The 21,341-nt window shown below is 69.2% G+C and carries 19 protein-coding genes; 11 read left to right on the forward strand and 8 right to left on the reverse strand.

Annotated elements, in window-relative coordinates; genetic code table 11:
• Nucleotides 1–117: 117 nt before the first annotated feature.
• Genes ACVTJA_RS22665 through ACVTJA_RS22675 form a run of 3 tightly spaced genes read right to left on the reverse strand, consistent with a single transcriptional unit; the run spans nucleotide 118 to nucleotide 2,267 of the window.
• Nucleotides 118–1,050 carry an NmrA family NAD(P)-binding protein gene (locus ACVTJA_RS22665; RefSeq protein ID WP_465839085.1) on the reverse strand — a complete coding sequence of 311 codons (933 nt, stop codon included), beginning with the start codon at nucleotides 1,048–1,050 and terminating at the stop codon, nucleotides 118–120.
• Nucleotides 1,019–1,642, reverse strand: a complete 624-nt coding sequence (locus ACVTJA_RS22670) for an NAD(P)-dependent oxidoreductase (RefSeq protein ID WP_465839087.1) — start codon at nucleotides 1,640–1,642, stop codon at nucleotides 1,019–1,021. Before ACVTJA_RS22670 ends, ACVTJA_RS22665 begins: the two co-directional genes overlap by 32 nt.
• On the reverse strand, nucleotides 1,566–2,267 hold the full coding sequence (locus ACVTJA_RS22675; RefSeq protein WP_465839088.1) for an amino acid permease: 702 nt from the start codon (nucleotides 2,265–2,267) through the stop codon (nucleotides 1,566–1,568). The genes ACVTJA_RS22670 and ACVTJA_RS22675 overlap by 77 nt, the downstream gene beginning before the upstream one ends.
• A 130-nt stretch (nucleotides 2,268–2,397) precedes the next feature.
• Between ACVTJA_RS22675 and ACVTJA_RS22680 the strand changes: the two genes are divergently transcribed.
• The 3 genes from ACVTJA_RS22680 to ACVTJA_RS22690 are packed head-to-tail and all read left to right on the forward strand — an operon-like array spanning nucleotide 2,398 to nucleotide 4,824.
• Nucleotides 2,398–2,805 (forward strand): hypothetical protein, encoded by a 408-nt coding sequence (locus tag ACVTJA_RS22680; RefSeq protein WP_465839089.1) that lies wholly within the window; start codon nucleotides 2,398–2,400, stop codon nucleotides 2,803–2,805.
• Nucleotides 2,802–4,157 carry a hypothetical protein gene (locus ACVTJA_RS22685; RefSeq protein WP_465839091.1) on the forward strand — a complete coding sequence of 452 codons (1,356 nt, stop codon included), beginning with the start codon at nucleotides 2,802–2,804 and terminating at the stop codon, nucleotides 4,155–4,157. Before ACVTJA_RS22680 ends, ACVTJA_RS22685 begins: the two co-directional genes overlap by 4 nt.
• Complete coding sequence (locus ACVTJA_RS22690) at nucleotides 4,063–4,824, forward strand: OTU domain-containing protein (RefSeq protein WP_465839092.1); 762 nt, start codon at nucleotides 4,063–4,065, stop codon at nucleotides 4,822–4,824. The genes ACVTJA_RS22685 and ACVTJA_RS22690 overlap by 95 nt, the downstream gene beginning before the upstream one ends.
• A 27-nt stretch (nucleotides 4,825–4,851) precedes the next feature.
• Here ACVTJA_RS22690 and ACVTJA_RS22695 read toward each other — a convergent pair whose 3' ends face one another.
• From ACVTJA_RS22695 to ACVTJA_RS22710, 4 genes are all read right to left on the reverse strand, one after another.
• The gene (locus ACVTJA_RS22695; protein WP_465839094.1) at nucleotides 4,852–5,928 is read right to left on the reverse strand and encodes an isopenicillin N synthase family dioxygenase; all 1,077 of its coding nucleotides are present in this window, start codon (nucleotides 5,926–5,928) and stop codon (nucleotides 4,852–4,854) included.
• Nucleotides 5,929–6,206: 278 nt separating this feature from the next.
• Nucleotides 6,207–8,051, reverse strand: a complete 1,845-nt coding sequence (gene typA / locus ACVTJA_RS22700; protein WP_465839096.1) for a translational GTPase TypA — start codon at nucleotides 8,049–8,051, stop codon at nucleotides 6,207–6,209.
• Between the two features lie 244 nt (nucleotides 8,052–8,295).
• Nucleotides 8,296–9,270 carry an alpha/beta fold hydrolase gene (locus ACVTJA_RS22705; protein WP_465839097.1) on the reverse strand — a complete coding sequence of 325 codons (975 nt, stop codon included), beginning with the start codon at nucleotides 9,268–9,270 and terminating at the stop codon, nucleotides 8,296–8,298.
• Nucleotides 9,267–10,850, reverse strand: a complete 1,584-nt coding sequence (locus ACVTJA_RS22710) for a sigma 54-interacting transcriptional regulator (RefSeq protein ID WP_465839099.1) — start codon at nucleotides 10,848–10,850, stop codon at nucleotides 9,267–9,269. Before ACVTJA_RS22710 ends, ACVTJA_RS22705 begins: the two co-directional genes overlap by 4 nt.
• A gap of 110 nt (nucleotides 10,851–10,960) precedes the next feature.
• On the opposite strand from ACVTJA_RS22710, the gene ACVTJA_RS22715 reads away from it, so the two are divergent.
• From ACVTJA_RS22715 to ACVTJA_RS22745, 7 genes are all read left to right on the forward strand, one after another.
• The gene (locus tag ACVTJA_RS22715) at nucleotides 10,961–11,971 is read left to right on the forward strand and encodes a cation diffusion facilitator family transporter (protein WP_465839101.1); all 1,011 of its coding nucleotides are present in this window, start codon (nucleotides 10,961–10,963) and stop codon (nucleotides 11,969–11,971) included.
• 126 nt (nucleotides 11,972–12,097) lie between these two features.
• On the forward strand, nucleotides 12,098–12,835 hold the full coding sequence (locus ACVTJA_RS22720; RefSeq protein ID WP_465839102.1) for a hypothetical protein: 738 nt from the start codon (nucleotides 12,098–12,100) through the stop codon (nucleotides 12,833–12,835).
• Between the two features lie 132 nt (nucleotides 12,836–12,967).
• On the forward strand, nucleotides 12,968–13,687 hold the full coding sequence (locus tag ACVTJA_RS22725) for a hypothetical protein (protein ID WP_465839104.1): 720 nt from the start codon (nucleotides 12,968–12,970) through the stop codon (nucleotides 13,685–13,687).
• A 110-nt stretch (nucleotides 13,688–13,797) separates the two neighbouring features.
• On the forward strand, nucleotides 13,798–14,835 hold the full coding sequence (locus ACVTJA_RS22730) for a hypothetical protein (RefSeq protein WP_465839106.1): 1,038 nt from the start codon (nucleotides 13,798–13,800) through the stop codon (nucleotides 14,833–14,835).
• Between the two features lie 25 nt (nucleotides 14,836–14,860).
• A complete protein-coding gene (gene rsmD, locus ACVTJA_RS22735) occupies nucleotides 14,861–15,418 on the forward strand; it encodes a 16S rRNA (guanine(966)-N(2))-methyltransferase RsmD (RefSeq protein ID WP_465839108.1) in 558 nt (185 codons plus the stop codon).
• Between the two features lie 45 nt (nucleotides 15,419–15,463).
• Complete coding sequence (gene coaD / locus ACVTJA_RS22740; RefSeq protein ID WP_465839109.1) at nucleotides 15,464–15,949, forward strand: pantetheine-phosphate adenylyltransferase; 486 nt, start codon at nucleotides 15,464–15,466, stop codon at nucleotides 15,947–15,949.
• A 50-nt stretch (nucleotides 15,950–15,999) separates the two neighbouring features.
• Nucleotides 16,000–17,190, forward strand: a complete 1,191-nt coding sequence (locus ACVTJA_RS22745; protein WP_465839110.1) for a pyridoxal phosphate-dependent aminotransferase — start codon at nucleotides 16,000–16,002, stop codon at nucleotides 17,188–17,190.
• Here the strand turns inward: ACVTJA_RS22745 and ACVTJA_RS22750 are convergent, their stop codons facing one another.
• Nucleotides 17,191–17,937 (reverse strand): hypothetical protein, encoded by a 747-nt coding sequence (locus tag ACVTJA_RS22750; RefSeq protein ID WP_465839111.1) that lies wholly within the window; start codon nucleotides 17,935–17,937, stop codon nucleotides 17,191–17,193.
• A 122-nt stretch (nucleotides 17,938–18,059) separates the two neighbouring features.
• On the opposite strand from ACVTJA_RS22750, the gene carB reads away from it, so the two are divergent.
• Complete coding sequence (gene carB, locus ACVTJA_RS22755; protein ID WP_465839112.1) at nucleotides 18,060–21,329, forward strand: carbamoyl-phosphate synthase large subunit; 3,270 nt, start codon at nucleotides 18,060–18,062, stop codon at nucleotides 21,327–21,329.
• Nucleotides 21,330–21,341 lie beyond the last annotated feature (12 nt).

Raw genomic sequence — 21,341 nt, forward strand, 5'->3', positions numbered from 1 at the left:
TCCTCCTCACCATCGTTTCACCGCGCCGTGCTCCACGCTGTCATGCGTCAGCGCGAGGCATGGTCATGCAACACTTCAGCTCTGCAAGTACGTCGCCATGAGGCCCTTGGCCGCATGTCACGCCGCCACGCGAGCCGTGGTGCGCCAGAGCGCTCCGTGGTCGTGGATGTAGTCGCGCATCGTGCGGCCGGGGCGGCCGAGCAGCCGTGTGAGCGTCGGGTCCACGCGCTCCGCCTGTCCGTGGCGCAGGCCCGCGTGGAGCACCGTCTGCACCAGCACCTGCGTCATGGGCACCCCGCGCCGCAGCAGGTGCAGCATGTAGCCGGGAATGCTCGCGGCCTGGTAGCGCACGTGGACGCCGAGCATCTCCGTCAGGCACTCCGCGGCCTCGAGGAAGGTGTAGTGCTCCGGGCCCGTGAGGGTATGGGCCTGACCGGCGTAAGCCCCGGGCTCCACGAATGCGAGGGCAGCGACGTCGGCCACGTCGCGCGCGTCGACGAACGCCACCTGGGCCTTGCCCGCTGGGACGTAGATGCGGCCGTCCTCGACGATGTCGCGCCGGTACGCATCCCCGAGGTTCTGCGCGAGGAAGCCGGGCCGCAGCACCGTCCAGCCCGTGCCGGACTGCTTCAGGTGTTCCTCCACCTCATGGTGCGGAACGAGCTTGCTCGTGTCCGCGCCCGCCACCGAGAGGAACACGATGTGCCGGACACCGCTCGCGACGGCCACGTCCACCAGGCGGTCGAGCGTGTGCTTCACGTCCGAGATGGCCGCCGGCCGCAGCAGGAACAGCCCATCGCAGCCCTGCAACGCGGGCTGGAATGTCCGCGCGTCCATGAAGTCCATCGCGACGATGTCGGCCTCGGCACCGAGCACCGCGCGAGCACGCTCTACCGAACGGGCGGCCGCCCGGGCCGCGATGCCCCGCGCGGAGAGCGCGCGCAGCACCTCGCGCCCCATGTGGCCGAGCGCTCCGGTGACGAGGACCCGGTTGCAGGGGCCGGTGGTGCCATCCTGCCTACCGGGCGATGAAGGGGGCCTGTCGTCCATGGCGGTGCTCCTGGAGCTCCTTGAGGATGAAGTCGGCGACATCCGCGCGGGCCACACGAGCGCCCGGCGGGGTCAAGGTGCTCACCCGATACCTGCCAGTCTTCGGCCCGTTGGTCAGTTGCGACGGGCGGACGGCCGTCCAATCCAGTCCGCTGGCTCGCAGAGCATCCAGCTCGCGCTGTTTGTCGGCGACAATCCGCCCTCCGAACAGCCGGCCCATCCGCGCGGCCACGCGCCCGATGAGGTCCTTCGAGTCCCCCGGCATGTCCACGTGCGAACCGGAGACGTAGACGTAGCGCCGGGGGCCCTCGGCCTCGAGCACCTCGCGAACGACGCGGCTGACGTGGCTGCACGCCTCCGGGTCCTCACGGCCGGGGCCCACGGCGCTCACCACCGCGTCCACGCCGCGCACCAACTCGCGGATGTGCGCGGGGTCTTCCGCGTCGCCGGTCAGCACGGTGAGCCGAGGGTGGGACTCGGTGACGGACTCGGCCCTGCGGACGAGGACTCGGACCTCATGTCCGGCGGCCAGCGCCTGGGAGACCAGTTGACGTCCTGTTCGGCCGCTCGCACCCAGCACCGCGATTCGCATGTACACCTCCTGGCGTCATGCGATTGCACGAGGCGCGCCGGCCCCACAGGGGGCCTTCAGTCAGAGCCCGCAGTGGGGCAGGGCACGGACATGTGCCCCGCCGGCGCAGGACTTGCGTGGGTGGGGACCGTACGCGCAAGACGTTCGCACGCGAAGGCGGCTTCAGCACCACGACAGGCGGCTCGAGGGGACCGGCCTCCACCGGCCTGTCCACTGCGGTGGCCTTGCCCACCCATGTCACCCCCACGCGCCTCCAATGCTGCACCATGCCTGTCTGCGAGATGCTGAAGGCGGAGAGGGCGCCCACCGCGAAGAGCGGAATGAGGTGGTCCGTCACGCCTCCGAAGGCGACGAGCAGGGCCGCGGCCAGCAGTGAGAGGACGATGATGCCCGTGGAGTAGACCAGCCGCCGTCCGGAGTGCGCGAAGCCCGACGGCAGGTAGCCATCCAGCGCGAGCACGCGGCAGAGGCGCGGGAAGCCCGCGTAGCTGGTGTTGGCGGACAGGCACAGCACCGCGACGATGGCGCCCATGGTGACGAAGTAGAAGACGCCTCGGCCCGCGACGGCGGCGACGAACTGGGACAGGACACTCTGATACCCGGCGCGTCCTGGAGGTGTCGCCATTCTCCTCTCCGTTCGGGATGGCCTTCCCGAAGAGGAGTCGTCCCAGCGAGGTGCGCATGCAGAAGCCCATGCAGGCTGTCGTTGCGTGATGCCTGGAGGGAAATGTGACGACCCGTCGCGACGAAGGAGGTTGGACACAGGTCCAATCCTTCGAAGCGGGCAGGGCAGCCAGGAGGGATGCGGCCGCTCGCAAGGCTTTCAACTGAGAGCGCTGGAGGAACCCTCGCGCCGCGACGCGGTGGAGCGGGTCCTTGCCCATCTCACCGAGAAGCATCCCGGGGCGCTCGATGACTTCGCGCCGCATGAGCTGACGACCTTCATCCGCGCGAGCGTGGACGCGGCGTCGGGTTACGGCTTCGAGACGCTGTTCTCCCTCGTGTGGTTCGCCCGGATGCAGCTCGAGCTGTCCCCGCGCTTCCACGAGCAGCGGGTGATTCATGCCGTTCTTTCGAATCCGTTGCTCCCCGAGGAAGAGAAGCTCGAGCGCCTGTTCTCGCGGGTGAGCGACTTCGACTGGGACGAGGCACGCACGCAATGACAAAGTCGATGAAATGCAGTCAATGCACGAAGCGGGGCCCGAAGTCCGTCTCGAAGTGCAGGGAGTGCAGGGTCTGCTTTTGCAAGACCCACTATGGCAAGCATGTCTGCGAGCCGAAGAAGTCCACGGGGCCGTCGGAGGAGAAGGCCTCGCAGGAGAGCGAGGCGTTCAAGTTCTGGCTCGCCGTCGTGCACACCTCTCCCTCTGGAGGCGTCAGGCCCAACGCCATGGAGATCGTCTCGCTCCGCGCCTACTGGCCGACGGCGGAACAGGGTGCCGAGTCGGCCCCGCGCGCGATGCTCTTCGCGGGCGACTGGTACATGGAGGCCGGGACGGCCGTGCGCCGCCGGTTGCGGGTCCGCCGTGCCGCCTCGAGCTCGATGGAAATCAACGAGGGGGAGGTCACGGGAGAAGAAGCAGAAGACGAGGGGCGAGCCGACGCTTCGCTCGCGGACGACCACGTCATGGAGGGGCCGGGAGTCCAACGGACGGACACGACACTGTCCATGGAGGACGAAGCACAGGTGGCCGAGCCGTCAGAGCCGGCTGACGAACCCGCGCCGCGCCCGGTCGACTGGGGGCCCTTCCTGACCAACGCCGGGCTCAGCCGCGTCGCGGTCGGAGCGCACTGGACGAACTGGGTGGCGCGCGGAAACGGCATGTCCGCGGACTACTTCGTCATCGACCAGAGCTTCCGGAACGCCTCGGCGACGCTGGCCACGTGGGACGGGAAGCGCGTGACGGGGCGCGCGGAGGGCGAGCTGTCCGACAAGGACTACAAAGAGGGGTTCTTCGGCTGGCATGCGACGGGGCGGGAAATCTCGGACCACGCTCCCATCCTCCTCCGGCTCGAGGCGACGACGGACACAGTCGAGTGCGAGAAATACGCGAGCACCGCGCCAGCGGACCAGCGCAGGTCGTCGCGCACGCGCGCGCAGCCACAGCGGCTCGGGATGAAGAAGCACGTGGAGCGCACGGTCGCCACGCTGCCCCTCACCCCGATTGCCAACACGAAAGACGCCGCGAAGCGGGCGCTCCAGGAGGCGAAGTCCGAGGAGGGGTTGATGCAGAAGCGGCGCAAGCTCATTGCGCCCTGTGAGAAGGGAACGGACGCGCCGTCGCCCGACGCGCCCATGGGAGAGAAGACGGACGAGGCACCTGAGCCGCCCGAGGTGTTCGGCCCGTTCTCCGTGCTCACCTGGAACATCAACCATTTCGGTGACGTGTATTGGCGCCTGGGATGGTCAGAAGCAGCAGATGCTCGTGGGGGAGGATGTCTATTACGCCTCGACGCGCCCCGCGGTGGTGTACGAGGTGACGCTGTTCAGCGGCTTCCGGGCTCCCGCGCCTGAAGCGCCCGCCAACACGTCAGCAAGGAAGTGGGAGGTGCTGTGGATGCCGGCGGACCACGACTGCTTCTTCCATGGCGTTGCCCACTTCGTGAAGGGAGACGCCACCCAGGCAGGAGAGGTCCGGCAGGAGCTCGCCAGATACCTCGTGAGCCAGTGTACCCCCGGGTACACGCTCGAGACGCTGACGGAGGAGTGGGAGAAGAAGTCCGGGGTCCTCAGCGAGAACGTGCTCAAGGGCGAGCACTTCGCGAAGTGGCTGGGGTACTTCCAGGGCATGAAGTCCAGCGACTGGATTGGGAATACCGGGGCCAACCTCCCCGAACAGTTGGTGCGGATGCAGTTCACCCATCAGCGGCAGAAGACGAAGATGGGCGAGAGCTACAGAACCGAGACGGATGACGCGACCATCTGGGGGGATACGCAGTTCACCGCGGAGGCGGTCGCGGCCTACTACCAACGGGCCATCATCTTCTACACGCAAGACGAGAAGCGGGAGCCCAAGCCCTGGGCCGCGCGCGGGATGCGCTTCGCGAAAGGCGGGACGCACGAAAACATGGCCAAGGGCCCGCCCATCCGGTTGCGCTGGTCTGGCAACCACTTCGACGTGGTGCGAGGGGAAGGGCTGGCGGAGCCAGACACGTCCGACGGCACCTTCGCCCTCCTCTGACCTGGAAGGGGCTTGGAGCTCCCGGCGCTATGCCACGGCGCGCTGGCGCACCCACGCGGGCGCGGAGGACGCCACGGAAGCCCCCCGTAGCCACGCCAGCGTCGTCAGGCGGTTCTCGTCGAGGATGCGCCGCGTGGTGACGCGGTCCGGGTAGCACCGCATGAACATGTTCGTGAAGTGCGTGCCGTAGTGGATGAACTCACCGCTCGGAGGCCCCATCAGCGGCCGGATGCACGTGTCGAAGGCGGGCTCGTGGAAGTACGCCATCGAGAAGCGCTCCCGCGTGTTGAGCCGGACCTTGTGCGGCGTGGAGAGCAGGTGGCCGTTCGTGAGGAATTGCAGGATGTCGCCGGGGAACACCGTCAGCACCTTCGGCACGGGCGTGACGAAGGTCCACGGCTCCTCATTCTCATACATGCCCGCGGAGCTCTCGGTGGGCAGCCAGTTCCGGTTGCGCAGCTCGCCCTCCACCGGTGGGCGCACCAGCAGGCCTCCCACGTCATCCTGCGCGGCGATGACGAGCAGGCCGTAGTCGGTATGGGCGCCAATGCCTCGCGCGGGCCTGGACGTCACGGGAGGGAAGCGCAGCACGCGCATGTGATGCCAGCCATCCCGCGTCAGTCGGGTCAGCGCGTCGATGTCCAGCCCCAGGCCCAGCGCGGTGAGCTCCAGCAAGCGCTCGCCGACGGAGCCCAGCTCGGCGGTGAAGTCCGTCATGCGCTGGCGGTAGTCCTCGTCCGGCCAGGGCGTGGGGCCGTGGCATGGCCATTTCCCATACACGCGCGGGTCGTCCAGCGACACGTCCTTGCAGACGGTGAAGATCTCCGAGGAGTCAGCCTCGCCCGCGGTGACTTCTTCACCGGAGGCGACGTAGCCGCTGTATGTCAAATCACTCACGCAGCGGGCCTTGGCTTTCAAAGGCAGACGGAAGAAGCGGCGGCTCGCCTCGAGGGCGCGCTCTGTCCTGGCGTCCTGCTCCTCGCTCATGGCGACCTGGAAGATGCCGTCGCGTCGCCACGCGCGAATCATCCGGCCGGCCAATTCCATATCAGAGGGTTGCCCGGTGACTGCGTCGGGCAGGACGAACGTCTGCAATCCAGTCATGGAGGGGGCTCTCGACTGCCGTTGCGGGCCGGGGGTAGCCCGTCAGAGCGGCGCGCCTGGATGCCCTCCGAGATGGCGTCGAGTGACCAAGACTCGGTACGGAGGAATGAACAACCAGACTGTCGAGAACCTAAAACTCGGATTAATCAGACGTCAACCTGCCCTGTGGGGCGGGAGTCCAAGACACACATGGGCGCGCGATGTTCCAGACGCACGAAGGGCCCGCTCCCGGGTGGGAACGGGCCCTCGGCACTACGACGTGAGGCTCACCGGAGCGACTACTCGCCCGCGGCGCGCTCCTCGCGCTTGCGGTCGCGCTCGGCGCGGTAGCGCTCGCCCACGGCCAGCGCCTTCTTGCGCATGCGCACGGACTTGGGCGTCACCTCCACCAGCTCGTCGTCGGCAATCCACTCGAGCGCCTTCTCCAGCCCCATCTCGCGGGGCGGGGTGAGGATGACGTTCTCGTCGCGGCCGGCGGCGCGGATGTTGGTGAGCTTCTTCTCGCGGCAGCAGTTGACGTTCAGCTCGGACGGGTGGGCGTGCTCGCCGATGATCATGCCCTCGTACACGGTGACGCCGGCGCCCACGAACAGGGCGCCGCGCTCCTGGATGCTGAAGAGCGCGTAGGGCACGGTGTCGCCCAGGCGGTCGGAGACCATGGCGCCGTTCTGCCGCTTCGGGATGTAGCCGAACCACGGCTCGTACCCGTCGAACTGGCTGCTCATGATGCCCTCACCACGCGTAATCGTGAGGAACTCATTGCGGAAGCCGATGAGGCCGCGCGCGGGGATGCGGAACTTGAGGCGGGTGCGGCCCGAGCCCAGGCTCTCCATGTCCACCATGCGGCCCTTGCGGGGCCCCAGGCGCTCCGTCACCGCGCCCACGCTGGTCTCCGGCACGTCGCAGAAGAGCAGCTCCATGGGCTCGTGGACGGCGCCGTCGATTTCCTTGGTGATGGGCTCCGGGTTGGAGGCCGTCAGCTCGTAGCCCTCGCGGCGCATGTTCTCGATGATGACGGCCAGGGCGAGCTCGCCACGGCCCACCACGCGGAACGCGTCGGGCGTCTCGGTGTCCTCCACGCGCACGGCCACGTTGCGGTAGGCCTCGCGGTAGAGGCGCTCACGCAGGTTGCGGGAGGTGACGAACTTGCCCTCCTTGCCCGCGAGCGGCCCGTCGTTGACCTTGAAGATCATCATCATCGTGGGCTCGTCCACGGTGATGCGGGGCAGGGCCACCGGCTTCTCCGGGTCACCGATGGTGTCGCCGATGGACACCTCCTCGATGCCGGCGATGGAGACGATTTCACCCGGGCCCGCGTCCGCGATCTCCACGCGCTTGAGGCCGGAGAAGCCGTACAGCTTGACGATCTTGCCAGGCTGGACCTTGCCCCCCTCGCGCACGACGGACACGGGCATGTTGGGCGTCAGGCGGCCGGCCTGCACGCGGCCCACGGCGAGACGGCCGACATAGTCGTCGTAGTCCAGGTTGGCCACGAGCAGTTGCGGCGTCTTCTCCTCCGAGGCGGGCGGAGGCGGGATGTGGCGGATGATGGCGTCGAACAGCGGCTCCAGCGTCTTGCCCGGCACGTCCAGCTGCGTGGAGGCCTGGCCCTGACGCGCCACCGTGTAGAGGACGGGCATCTCCAGCTGCTTATCGTCCGCGCCCAGGTCGATGTAGAGCGAGTAGACCTGATCGAGCACCTCGGGCGCGCGAGCGTCCTGGCGGTCGATCTTGTTGATGACGAGCACGGTCTTCAGGCCCATGGCCAGGGCCTTGGTGAGCACGAAGCGCGTCTGGGGCAGGGGACCTTCGGCGGCGTCCACCAGCAGCACGACGCCGTCCACGAGGCGCAGACCCCGCTCCACCTCACCACCGAAGTCGGCGTGACCCGGGGTGTCGATGATGTTGATCTGCATGCCCTTGTAGCTGACCGCGGTGTTCTTCGCGAGAATGGTGATGCCCTTCTCGCGCTCGAGGTCGTTCGAGTCCATCACCCGTTCGGCGACGTGCTCGTTGCTACGGAAGGTGCCCGCCTGGCGCAGCAGGTGATCGACGAGCGTGGTCTTGCCATGGTCAACGTGGGCGACGATGGCGATGTTTCGGATGTTTTCGCGAGGAATCATACGGACCGAACTGAGATGAATGGTGGGGGAGCGCCCGAAGCGCCCGGGGCTTCCGAACCCCACTGGAACCCGGAAGGCGGGCGCTTATATGCCGCGAGTGCGCCTCCTGCAATGAACGCGGAAGCCCACCAGCCGGGCGGCCCTTTCCGGCCCCCCAAAGGTCGCGGCTTCTCGCGCCCCGCAGGCAACACCTGAAGCGCGCCGATTCTCCCACACCGGTACCGTCACCCGGCTGTCACCCGGCTCAGGTGCCGGGGGACGAAGCGGCCGCCTTTGCTGGGGTTTCGGCCGGCCGGTCCGCCTCCAGCGGGGCGGGGTGCGAGCCGGCGGCCGTGCGTACGCCCAGCCGCTCGCGGAGGAAGCGTTCCACCCGCACCTCCACCTGCCCGGGCGCCTCCAGGGGGGCGGTGTGGGTGCCCTCGGGGATGAGCAGCAGCTCGGCGCCGGGAACCTGGGCGGCCATCTTCCGGGAAATCCAGCCGGGGGTGAACCTGTCGCGCTCGCCCGCGATGACCAGCGTGGGCACGTCCACGTGGGCCAGGTGGTCCCACGCGTTGTGCTCGGCCAGCGAGTCCAGCGTGCGCACGAAGACGACGGGGTCCATGCGGGCCAGGTGGTCGAAGTAGGGGGCCAGGTCGTTCCGGGCGATGCGCTCGCGGTTCATCTCCAACGTGATTGCGAGCTGCACCGTGAGCTCCGTGCGGAGCGCGGCGTGGATGATGCGCGCGGATTGCTCCGGGTAGCGCTCCACCACGCGCTGGATGAGCGGGAAGGCGCGCTTGAGGAGGGTGGAGTCGTGGAAGGTGTCCAGCGGGTTGCCGTAGCTGCCGCACACCAGGACGAGCCCGGCCACGCGGCTGGCATAGCGGCGGTGGAACTCCAGGGCCACCTGCACGCCCATGGAGTGGCCGAAGACGACGGCGCGCTCCAGACCCGCGGCGTCCATGATGCGGCGCAGGTCGTCGCACGTGTACAGCATGCCGATGCGCGTGCGGTCATCCGGAATGCCGGAGCGGCCATGGCCCCGGTAGTGCCAGCGCAGCACGCGGTGGCGCCGGGCGAGGAAGGGGGACAGGTACTTCCACGCGAAGCCGTCGCAGCCCAGCCCGTCGCACAGGACCATGCCGGGCAGGCCGTCTCCGGCGCACTGGAAGTACAGCTCCGCGCCGTCGGGGACGCGCAGCCTGTCCTGATGGAAGTAGAGCGCTTCGGGGCTCATGCCTCTCCCATTTCCGCCTCGTCGTCGGGCAGGCCCTTGTCCAGGCCGTAGCGGGCAATCTTCAGGATGAGGTTGGAGCGGCTGATGCCCAATTCGCGCGCCAGCCGGCTCTTGTTGTAGCGGGTGCGCAGCAGGCCCTGCTGAATCATCTCCCGCTCCAGCGCCTCCACCGCCTCGTGCAGCTTGCCATTCGCTCGCGGAGGGATGAACGGCCCGCCGCCGGGCACCACCGCGTCGCGGATGCGGCTGGAGATGAGCTCGGCGGGGATGGTCTCCAGGTCACTGCCCAGCACGAGCAGCCGCTCGATTTCATTCTCCAGCTCGCGGATGTTGCCCGGCCACGAGTAGGCCCCGAGGATGGCCAGCGCCTCCGCGGCCAGGCCCCGCGCGCGCTGCCCCTCGCGGTGGTGCTTGCGCAGGAAGTGGTCGATGAGGACGGGCATGTCGTCGCGGCGCTCGCGCAGGGGCGGCAGCTGCACGCGGATGACGTTGATGCGGTAGTAGAGGTCCTCGCGGAACTCGCCCCGCTTCACCAACTCGCCCAGGTCCTTGTGCGTGGCGGCGATGACGCGGACGTTGACCTCCTTGAGCTGGGTGCCGCCCACGGGGAGGAACGTCCCCTCCTGGAGCACGCGCAGCAGCTTGACCTGGAGCGCGGGGGACATGTCGCCCACCTCGTCCAGGAAGAAGGTGCCGCCGTCGGCCACCTCGAAGAGGCCCTTCTTGTCCCGCAGCGCGCCGGTGAACGAGCCGCGCGTGTGGCCGAAGAGGGCGCTCTCCAGGAGGTTGTCGTTGAAGGCGGAGCAGTTCTGCACCACGAAGGGCATGTCCTTGCGCGGGCCGTTGTGGTGGATGGCGCGGGCCACCAGCTCCTTGCCGGTGCCGGACTCGCCGTTGATGAGGACGGTGGAGTCGGAGTTGGCCACCTTCTCCATCAGCCGGAAGACCTCCATCATCGGACCGGACCGCCCGATGATTTTCTCGAACCGGTAGCGGTCGCTCAGGTCCGAGGAGAGCGACTGCATCGGGTCGTCCCGGCGCGACAGCTCCAGCTCGTGGTTGGCGATCTCCGTCACGGCCACTTCGAGCAGGTCGGACAGCTTGCTCACCTCGGCGCCGTCGAGCACGGGCACGCGGTCCCCGGCGCGGTCCAGGTCCGAGTGGGGCGGGGCGAACTGGAGCATCCTCGCCTTGAGCAGCTCCGCGTCGCGCGCGTCGAGCGGCTGGCGGGCGAAGCCCTCCACGAAGAGGAAGCCCTCGTACTCGTTGTTGATGTAGATGGGGGCGCCGACGATGCTGAAGCTGAGGTGACAGTCATGGACGAGCGCGCGGCGCAGCTTGCGACCCGCCTTGAACTTCTCGTGGAGCAACCGCACCGACTGCTGACAGCGGCGCAGTCCCTCTTTCGTGGTCAGCGAGATGCGGCAGAAGTCATTGGGTGGCGGGACGATTTCGCCGCGCTGCCAGTCGTGCACGATGCCGTGACGGTCCGCGTACGAGAGCTCGACCTGCCACCACTTGCGGATGACATCTCTCAGCATGATGATGGTGTGCAGGCCCAGGTGCTTCTCGAAGTCCATCCCTACCTCCGTGCGCCCCCTCGCTCGGGGCTGGGGACACCGGGTCGCCGGAACTCGATTCCTCGTCTCTCATACCCCATGACCGGGCTTTATCCGCACCCCTCTCTCCCGTGACTACCTCCACTCACACCCGCGGTGGATCCGGGCATGGCCACGAGCATGAGCACGGCGAGGGGCACGACCACTCGCACCACCATCATCATGGACATGGGCACGGCCATGGGCACGGTCCCCGGAAGGGGAGCCTGGCGGAGGAGCGGCGCAAGGACCGCAGCCGGCTCATCTTCGCGCTGGTCCTGACGGCGACCATTGCGTTGGCGGAGGCGGCGGGAGGCTGGCTGACGAACTCGCTGGCCCTCATGTCCGACGCGGGCCACATGCTGACGGACGTGTCCGCGCTGGCGCTGAGCCTGCTGGCGCTGTGGTTCGCGGGCAAGCCGGCGGACGTGAAGAAGACGTACGGCTACTACCGGATGGAGATCCTGAGCGCGCTGCTCAACGGCGTGATGCTGCTGGGCATCACCGCCTTCATCCTGTTCGAGGCGTGGGAGCGCTTCCGCCAGCCGGCGCCGGTGGACCTGAAGCCCATGGCGCTGGTGGCCACGGTGGGCCTGCTGGCGAACCTGGGCGCGCTGGGCTTCCTGCACCGGACGCACTCCATGAACGTACGGGGCGCGTTCCTGCACGTGCTGGGGGACACGCTGTCGTCGGTGGGCGTGCTCATCGGCGCGGGCATCATGGCGTACACCGGCTGGTACGTGGTGGACCCGCTCATCTCGGTGGTCATCTCCGTGGTCATCGTGGTGGGCGCGGTGCGCCTGGTGCGCGACGCGGTGGACGTGCTGATGGAGGCGGTGCCCGCGCACGTGGACATGGCCCACATCCGGGACATCCTGCTGAAGGTGAGCGGCGTGACGGCCGTGCATGACCTGCACGTGTGGACCATCTCCAGCGGCGTGTACGCGCTGTCGGCGCACCTCGTGGTGCAGGACCCCATGGTCTGCAACAACGACGAGATTCTCTCGGCGGTGAAGCACGAGCTGTACGACCGCTTCGGCATCGACCACACCACGATTCAAATCGAGAGCGAGACCTACGCCCACCTGGGCGAGGTCCACTGAAGGCGGCGGCGACGTCGCATGGCTGGGCCCGGGGATGGCGTGACTCGGAGCCCGGGCTTCGGGTAGGAAGGGCCCCTCGCGCGAGCCGGAGAGGGGCCGGCCAGGCCGCGTCGCCCAGGGTTGTTCATGTCGCGGCTGTTCTTGCTCGTGCTGTGTTGTGTGCTGGTGCCCCTGGTGGGACGTGCCGGGGAGGTCGCGGCGTCCGAGCCCGCCTCCGTCCAGGACGCGCCTGAAACTCCTCCGGCGATGGACTCCGCGCCAGGGCCCGAGGTTTCCGCTCCTCGACACGTCGCGGATGCGCCGCTGCTGGAGGCGACTCCTTCCGCTGACGCGCCGCCGCCCACGGTGAGCACACGCTCCAGCTCAGGAACGGGGCCCGTCATCCGCCGTGGCCTGGTGGAGGTGCTCGCCGGGAGCGGCGGCTTCCTCGTGGGCGGCTTCATTGGCCGGCAGCTGTACTGGGAGTTCCACGTCAGACGCTGCTCGGACTGCGGAGCGGATTACACCAACGCCATCCTGCTGGGAGGAGGTCCGGTCTCGGGGCTGGGGGTATATGCGGCGGGCCGCCTCATGGGCGGGGAGGGGAGTTTCCTGGCCACCATGGCGGGGGCGGGGCTGGGAACGGTGTCCGCGCTCGTGTTGGTCAACGTGGGCGATGCCCCGAGCAGCGTGGCCCGCGATACAGGGGCCGTGCTGATGCCGCTCGTGGGAGCCATCATCGCCTACGAAATCTCCAACGCCCTCGCGGGGGACGCTCCGTCGTCGCCTTCACCTCACGGCTCGCGTGAGGCACCACGACTCGTGCCCATGGCGGCGACGACGAGGGATGGAGGCGTGCTCGGCGGGCTCGCCGGCGGGTTCTGAGGGTCTCGTGGCGGCAACCCCGTTGCAGGTAGGGCTGGGGGTGACGTGACTCGGAGTCCGGGTCCAGGTAAGAATGGACCCATGCGCGGGCCGGGGGGCCGGACGGGCCGCGCGCTCCCCGAGGTCGTTGCCATGTCGCGACTGCTCTCGCTTGCGCTGTGCTGTGCGCTGATGCCTTTGGTCGGACGCGCTGAGGAGGCCGCGACGAAGGCCGCCTCCGCCGTCCAGGACGCTCCCCCCGCGGTGGAATCCGCGACGCCTTCCGACGGCGCCGCTCCTCGCCCCGCCGCGGATGCGCCGCTGAGGAAGGAGGAGACGCCTTCCTCCGACGAGGCGCCAACCGAGGTCATCACTCGCCCCTTCGGGCCCGGTCAGGTCGCCCGCCGGGTCGCGGTGGAAGTGCTCATCGGTGGCGGTGCCTCCGTGGTGGGCCTCGTCGCGGGGCAGGCGTTGACCCCTGAGAGTCTCAACGGGAGCTGCGATGGCTGCACGAAGGACTACTCCACGGAGGCCGTGCTGCTTTCGGGCCTGGGCTCCGGGCTGGGGGTGTACACGGCGGGCAGCCTCATGGGCGGGCAGGGTGACTTCATGGCCACCATGGCGGGGGCGGGGCTGGGGACGGCGGCCGCGATCGTCATGTTCGAATCGGCGGATGACCTGCGAGGTAGCGCCCGCACCTTCACGGGCGTGCTGATGCCGCTCGTGGGGGCCATCACCGGCTACGAGCTCTCCCATGCACTCGCGGGCTTCACCCCGTCGACCCGCTGGGGCAGTGAGGCCCCGAGCCTGGTTCCCGTGGCGTCGACGACGCGGGACGGCGGAGTGCTCGGCGGGCTCGTGGGCACGTTCTGAGCCGGGCTCCTGCGCCCGTCACCCTCGCGGGCAGGCACGCGTAGCGCAACGGACGCTCAAGGCCGGTTCGTCTTGCGCCGGTGGGACGGGCGGACAATCCTCCGCGGCCCATGAGCATGCTGGACAAGGTGCTGTCGTTGCGGCCGGGGAACACGGTGGCCCGGGTGGGCGCCGGCTCGCGCATTCCGCTGCTGAACCCGCGCGAGCTGCTGCGCGCCCTGGACCGCGCGCCGGTGGCGCTGCCGTGCGTGCCGGTGCAGGCGAAGGGCTCGTTGCCGGGGCTGCTGCGCGCGGCGCGAGCGGAGGACGCGGTGCTGGGGCTCGCCTGCCCGCATCCGCTCGCGGACCGGGGCGCGGCGGAGCGCTTCGTCGCGGCCGTGCACGAGGCCGCCGTGGAGGCCGAGCACTCGCGGCCGCTCTTCCTCCAGGCAGGCCCGGTGCGCGTGGCCCGCGTGGACGGAGACGCGCTGGGGCCGCTGCAGGAGGGCCTCTTCCGCGTGGTGGACGCGGGCTTCACGCTGGTGTCCCTGGACCTGTCCCGCCTGGACTCCTACGCGGCCGTGGAGGCGCTGAACGTGCTCGCGGGCCCGGTGTCGGAGCGTGAGCTGTCGCTGGAGCTCACGGCCCCGGCCTCCTCCAGCGCGGACCCGCTGGACGCGTACCGGACGCTGCTGGAGGGCCTGCGCCAGTGGAAGGTGCCGGTGCGCTTCGTGCGCATCGCGGAGGCGGCGCTCGGCCAGGACGAGCCGGACGTGGCGCTGCTACGGCGGCTGGTGGACCTGGCCGCGGACTACGACGCGGTGGTGACGGTGGGCGAGGTGGGCGCGGGCGCGCCCCAGGCCCTGCCCACCTACGTGGCGGCCGGGGTGCGCAAGGTGGACTGCGTGGGGGCCTTCGAGCGGCTCGCCCTGGGCGCCTGGCCGCCGGAGTCTCGCGCGAGCGTGGAGGAGAAGGCCGCCGCCGCGGGGCTGCCCCCGGGAGAGCTGCTCAGCGTCCTGGAGGAGCAGCTCCCGCCGCTGACGCCCGCCGCGCGCGAGCGCCTGGAGGCCCTGTCCTTCGCGGAGGCGGTGGAGGTGCTCTCCGCGCTGGGCGCCACGCGCTCGGGGCAGACGTCCATGCGCTTCCTCGCGCAGAACCGGGGCGATTAGCCGCGAGCCGGTGTAGAAGCCCCCCATGCGAATCGTGGCAGGCACCGCGAAGGGCCGTGCGCTGGCCGGCCCCAAGCCAGCGTCGCGGCACATCCGTCCCACGGCGGACCGCGTCCGCGAGACCATTTTCAACATGCTGGGCCAGTTCCTGGATGGCCAGGCCGTGCTGGACCTCTACGCAGGCACCGGGGCGCTGGGGCTGGAGGCCGTCTCGCGAGGCGCCGGGCGCGCCGTACTGGTGGACCAGGACCGCGAGGCCCAGGCCCTCTGCCGGGAGAACACGAACCACCTCGGCTTCACCTCGCAGGTGGAGCTGCTCGCGCAGCCCGTCGCCCGGGCGCTGGACACGCTGGGCAAGCGCGGCGAGCGCTTCGAGCTCATCTTCGCGGACCCTCCCTACGCGGCGCGGGTGGTGGAGACGGTGCTGGAGGGGGTGGTGGGCGCGGGGCTGGTGGCGCCGTCCGGCATGGTGGTCGTGGAGCACGACAAGCGGGAGGCCGCGCCGGAAGCCCACGCCGGGCTCACCCGGGAGGACCAGCGCCGTTTCGGGGACACCCTGGTCAGCTTCTACCGGGCCCCCTGAGCATTCCTTGACCGGCTGGCGGGGGCGTCCGAGACTCGGTGTCGCATGCCGGTCGCCATCTATCCTGGTTCTTTTGATCCGCTCACCAACGGGCACCTGAGCCTCATCCAGCGCAGCCTGAAGATGTTCGATCGGCTCATCGTGGCCATCGCGGTGAACCCGAAGAAGACGCCCACCTTCACCGAGGAGGAGCGCCGCCAGCTCATCACCGAGGCCTGCGGGAACGACCCGCGCGTGGAGGTGGATTCCTTCCACGGTCTGCTGGTGGACTACGTGAAGCGCCGCAACGTGGGCGTGGTCATCCGCGGCCTGCGCGCGGTGTCCGACTTCGAATACGAGTTCCAGCTCGCGAACATGAACCGCAAGCTGGCGCCGGACATCGAGACCGTCTTCATGATGACGGGCGAGGACTACTTCTACATCTCCTCCCAGCTCGTCCGGGAGGTGGCGTCCTTCGGCGGTGATGTGACGGGTCTGGTACCCGCCAATGTGAACGAGAAGCTGAAGGCGAAGTTCGCCGGGCGGAAGTAGCGCGTCTCTCCCCTTGTGGGCCCGGGCGCTCCCGGGCTACGCAAGAGGTCATGAAATTCGCCCGCCGGCTCCAGGCCATCAAGCCGTCTCCGACGCTCGCTCTCAACTCGCGCGCCAAGGCGCTCGCCGCCCAGGGGGTGGACGTGGTGGTGCTGGCGGCCGGCGAGCCCGACTTCGACACGCCCGACTACGTGAAGCAGGCCGCGGTGGACGCCATCCGCGCGGGCTTCACCAAGTACACGGCCACCAACGGCATCCCCGAGCTGCGTGAGGCCATCTGCCGCAAGCTCGAGCGCGACAACGGCCTGCGCTTCACGCCGGAGCAGGTGCTGGTGACGTCCGGCGGCAAGCAGGCGCTCTACAACTTCTGCCAGGCCGTGCTGGACGAGGGCGACGAGGTCCTCATCTTCGCCCCGTACTGGGTGAGCTACCCGGACATGGTGCACCTGGCGGGCGCCACGCCCGTCATCGTCCCCACGCGCGAGGAGGACGGCTTCGCGCCGGACCCGGACGCCATCCGCCGCGCGCTCACCCCGCGCACGCGCGCCGTCATCATCAACAGCCCGGGCAACCCCACCGGCGCCGTGTACTCGCGCGCCGCGCTGCAGGGCATCGCCGACGTGCTCCGTCCGCATGACTGCTTCATCGTCACGGACGACATCTACGAGAAGCTCCTCTACACCGACGAGCGCCTGGGCATCAGCGACGTGGCCCCGGACCTCGTGCCCCGGCTGGTGGTCATCAACGCGCTCAGCAAGTCGCACGCGATGACGGGCTGGCGCATGGGCTACGTGGCCGGCCCCCGGCCGCTGGTGGCCGCCATGCAGTTGGTGCAGGACCAGTCCACGTCCAACGCCTCGTCCATCGGCCAGAAGGCGGCGCTCGCCGCGCTCAACGGGCCGCCGGACACCGTCGCCGCCATGGCGAAGGAGTACCACGCGCGCCGCGACTTCTTCGTCGCCGGCCTCAACGCGCTGGACGGCATCAAGTGCCGCCTGCCCGAGGGCGCCTTCTACGCGCTGGCGGACGTGCGCGGCCTCTACGGCCGGAGCTTCAAGGGCAAGCCGGTGACGGGCTCCATGCAGCTGTCGGAAATCCTCCTCGACGAGTTCCGCGTCGCGGCGGTGCCGGGAGACCCGTTCGGCGCCGAGGGCTACATCCGCATGAGCTTCGCCACCTCGCGCGCCGTGCTGGAGAAGGGGCTCGCGCGCCTGGGCGAGCTGGTGAAGGCGCTGAGCTAGTCAGTCCGTGTACGCGAAGGCGCGGTACTCGTCGCGGTAGGGGCGGAAGAGGAAGACGCCGGGGTGGCCCGAGAGGTTGCCCACGGCGGCCCAGACGTCCTTCTCGTTGCGCAGGTCGAGCCCCAGCCGCGCGGGCGCCTTGCCGTACTTCTTCTCCATCTCCGCGAGCGGCAGCACCTCGATGTCGTAGAGGGTGATGAGGTCCGTGCGCTTCATCCGGAGCTGCTTCACCCACGCCAGCACCAACTCCTCCGCGGTGCCGTAGCGCTTGTCCTCGAGCTGGAACGGATACATCAGCTCACTGGCCGCGCTGCGCACGTCACCGGTAATCAGGCTCTGGAAGAGAAAGCGGGAGTCGTCGCGGATGTCCTTGCGAATCTGCTCCTCGCGAGAGAGCTCGGGGTGTGCGTCGGGCGGCGGTGTGGGAGCGGCGGCGCTCGCCTTGGAAGGCTGAGCCGCGCTCGGGGAAGCAGGCGAGGGAGCGGCAGGCGTGGGCGCCGGGCTGGCGGTCGGCGCGGGAGGCGGAGCGGCCTGCGCGCGGCGCCGGGGCGCGGGTGCCGGGGCCGCGGGAGTGGGAGCGGGCGTCTCGGTCGCGGGAGAGGGAGCAGGCGTCTCGGGCGCGGGAGCTTCCGCCGCGGGCGCGGGCGTGGGCGCCGCGGCCTCGGAAGGAGTGGGAGCGGCGGGGGCCTGGGCGAGGGCAGGTGACGCGAAGGAGACGAGCAGGGCCAGGGACCAGCAGCGGCGCATGAAACCTCCGGAAGGGGCGGAGCCTAGCAGACAGTGTTGAGCGGGTCCGGAATCCCTGCGAGCGGACAGCCGCGAATACAGTCCGTGCATGTCGCGGCGGACGTTGGTATGGGGGCGGCCCGATGCCTAAACGTACCGATATCCGCAAGGTTCTGGTGATTGGCTCGGGCCCGATTGTCATCGGGCAGGCCGTCGAGTTCGACTACTCCGGTACTCAAGCCATCAAGGCGCTCCGGGATGAAGGCGTGGAGGTGGTGCTGCTCAACAGCAACCCCGCCACCGTGATGACGGACCCGGAGTTCGCCCACCGCACATACATCGAACCCATCACCGTGGATGCGGCGGAACGCATCATCGCCGCCGAGAAACCGGACTCGCTGCTGCCGACGATGGGTGGCCAGACGGCGCTCAACCTCGCCAAGGCGCTGGCCGAGCAGGGCATCCTCGCGAAGTACGGCGTGCGCCTGATTGGCGCCTCGCTCGAGGCCATCAACAAGGCCGAGGACCGGCAGCTCTTCAAGGCCGCCATGCAGAAGATTGGCGTCTCGCTGCCGAAGAGCGGCTACGCGACGACGCTGGACCAGGCCATGTCGCTGGTGGAGGAGATTGGCTTCCCCGCCATCATCCGCCCGTCCTTCACGCTCGGCGGCACCGGCGGCGGCATCGCGTACAACCGCGACGAGTTCGAGGCCATCTGCCGCTCTGGCCTCAAGGCCAGCCCAACCTCCACCATCCTCGTCGAGGAGAGCGTGCTCGGCTGGAAGGAGTACGAGCTGGAGGTGGTGCGCGACTCGGCGGACAACGTCATCATCGTCTGCTCGATTGAGAACCTGGACCCCATGGGCGTGCACACCGGTGACTCCATCACCGTGGCGCCCGCGCAGACGCTGACGGACCGCGAGTACCAGCGCATGCGGCAGGCCTCGCTGGCCATCATCCGCGAGATTGGCGTCGACACGGGTGGCTCCAACATCCAGTTCGGCATCAACCCGACGGACGGCCGCATGGTCGTCATCGAGATGAACCCGCGCGTGTCCCGCTCCTCCGCGCTGGCGTCGAAGGCGACGGGCTACCCCATCGCCAAGGTCGCCGCGAAGCTGGCGCTGGGCTACACGCTGGACGAGCTGCGCAACGACATCACCCGCGACACGCCGGCCTCCTTCGAGCCGACGCTGGACTACGTGGTGGTCAAGGTCCCGCGCTTCAACTTCGAGAAGTTCCCGCACGCGTCCCGCACGCTGACGACGAGCATGCGCTCGGTGGGCGAGGTGATGGCCATCGGCCGCACCTTCCCCGAGGCGTACATGAAGGCCCTGCGCTCCATGGAGCTGGGCCGCGTGGGCCTGGAGTCGCCGGAGCTGCCCGCGGAGAAGGAGGAGCGCGAGAAGGTGCTGCGCGAGGCCCTGCGCGTCCCTCGTCCGGAGCGCCCGTGGTTCGTGGCGCAGGCCTTCCGCGAGGGCCTGACGGTGGAGGACGTGCACGCGCTGTCCGCCATCGACCCGTGGTTCCTGCGCTACATCGAGATGCTGGTGCGCGAGGCGCAGGCCATCCAGGAGTGCGGCCGGTTGGACCAGCTCCCGGACGAGCAGCTGCGGCAGGCGAAGTCGCACGGCTTCTCCGACAAGTACCTGGGCAAGCTGCTCGGCTACCCGGAGGAGGAGGTGCGGGCGCACCGGCACGCGCGCAAGATTCGCCCCGTCTTCAAGCGGGTGGACACGTGCGCCGCCGAGTTCGAGGCGTACACGCCCTACCTGTACTCCACCTACGAGGAGGAGGACGAGGCGCCTCCGACGGACCGGCAGAAGGTGCTCATCCTCGGCAGCGGCCCCATCCGCATCGGCCAGGGCATCGAGTTCGACTACGCCTGCGTGCACGCCGCCTTCGCCCTGCGCGAGGCCGGGTACGAGACGGTGATGGTCAACTGCAACCCGGAGACGGTGTCCACGGACTACGACACGTCCGACCGCCTCTACTTCGAGCCGCTGACGATTGAGGACGTGCTCGAGGTGTCGCAGCGCGAGAAGCCGGTGGGCGCGATTGTGCAGTTCGGCGGGCAGACGCCGCTGCGCCTGTCGGTGCCGCTGGAGAAGGCGGGCCTGCCGATTCTGGGCACGCCGCCGGACGCCATCGACCGCGCGGAGGACCGCGAGCGCTTCGCGAAGCTCATCGAGAAGCTGGGCCTTACGCAGCCGGAGAACGGCGTCGCGCGCAGCCATGCGGAGGCCTTCAAGGTGGCCGAGCGGATTGGCTACCCCGTCATGGTGCGCCCCTCGTACGTGCTGGGCGGCCGGGCGATGGAAACGGTGTACGACCAGGCGAGCCTGGAGCGGTACATGCGCGAGGCGGTGAGCGCGTCGCCGGAGCACCCGGTGCTCATCGACCGCTTCCTGAAGGACGCCATCGAGGTGGACCTGGACCTGGTGGCGGACCGCACGGGCGCGGTGCTGATTGGCGGCGTGCTGGAGCACATCCAGGAGGCCGGCGTGCACTCGGGTGACGCGGCGGCGACGCTGCCTCCGCACTCGCTGTCGCCGGACCTGGTGGAGCGGATGAAGGACCAGGCCATCGCGCTGGCTCGCGAGCTGGGCGTGGTGGGCTTGATGAACGTGCAGTTCGCCATCCAGGGGAAGACCATCTACATCCTGGAAGTGAACCCGCGCGCGAGCCGCACGGTGCCGTTCATCTCGAAGGCCACGGGCATGGCGATGGCGAAGATTGCCGCGCTGTGCATGGTGGGCAAGACGCTGAATGAACTGGGTGCGACGCAGGAGCCCGAGTTCAAGCACGTGGCGGTGAAGGAGAGCGTGTTCCCCTTCGCGCGCTTCGCGGGCGTGGACGTCATCCTGGGGCCGGAGATGAAGTCGACGGGCGAGGTGATGGGCCTGTCGGACGACTACGCGTCGGCCTTCGCCAAGAGCCAGCTCGCCGCAGGCGTGCGCCTGCCGAAGAGCGGCAAGGTGTTCATCTCGGTGAAGGACGACGACAAGCCGGCGGTGGTCGATTTGGCGCGGCGCCTGCGGAACATGGGCTTCTCGCTCATCGTCACGGCGGGCACGCACCGGTACCTGTCGACGAAGGGAATCGAAGCGCAGGTGGTGCAGAAGGTGAAGGAGGGCCGGCCGAACATCGTCGACAAGATTGTCGACGGGGAAATCGTGCTGGTCATCAACACCACCTTCGGCAAGCAGGAGATTGCGGACAGCTTCTCCATCCGCCGCGAGGCGCTGATGCACTCGGTGCCGTACTACACGACGGTGCAGGCGGCGCGCATGGCGGTGGGAGCGCTGGAGGCACTCAAGCGCGCGGACCTGTCGGTGAAGCCGCTCCAGGAGTACCTGGGCATCCCCGGCGGCGGGAAGGTGTCCGGCGTGGCCACGGGGACGAAGCGGTAAAGGTGTCCCTGC

This window comes from Pyxidicoccus sp. M6, assembly GCF_055568925.1.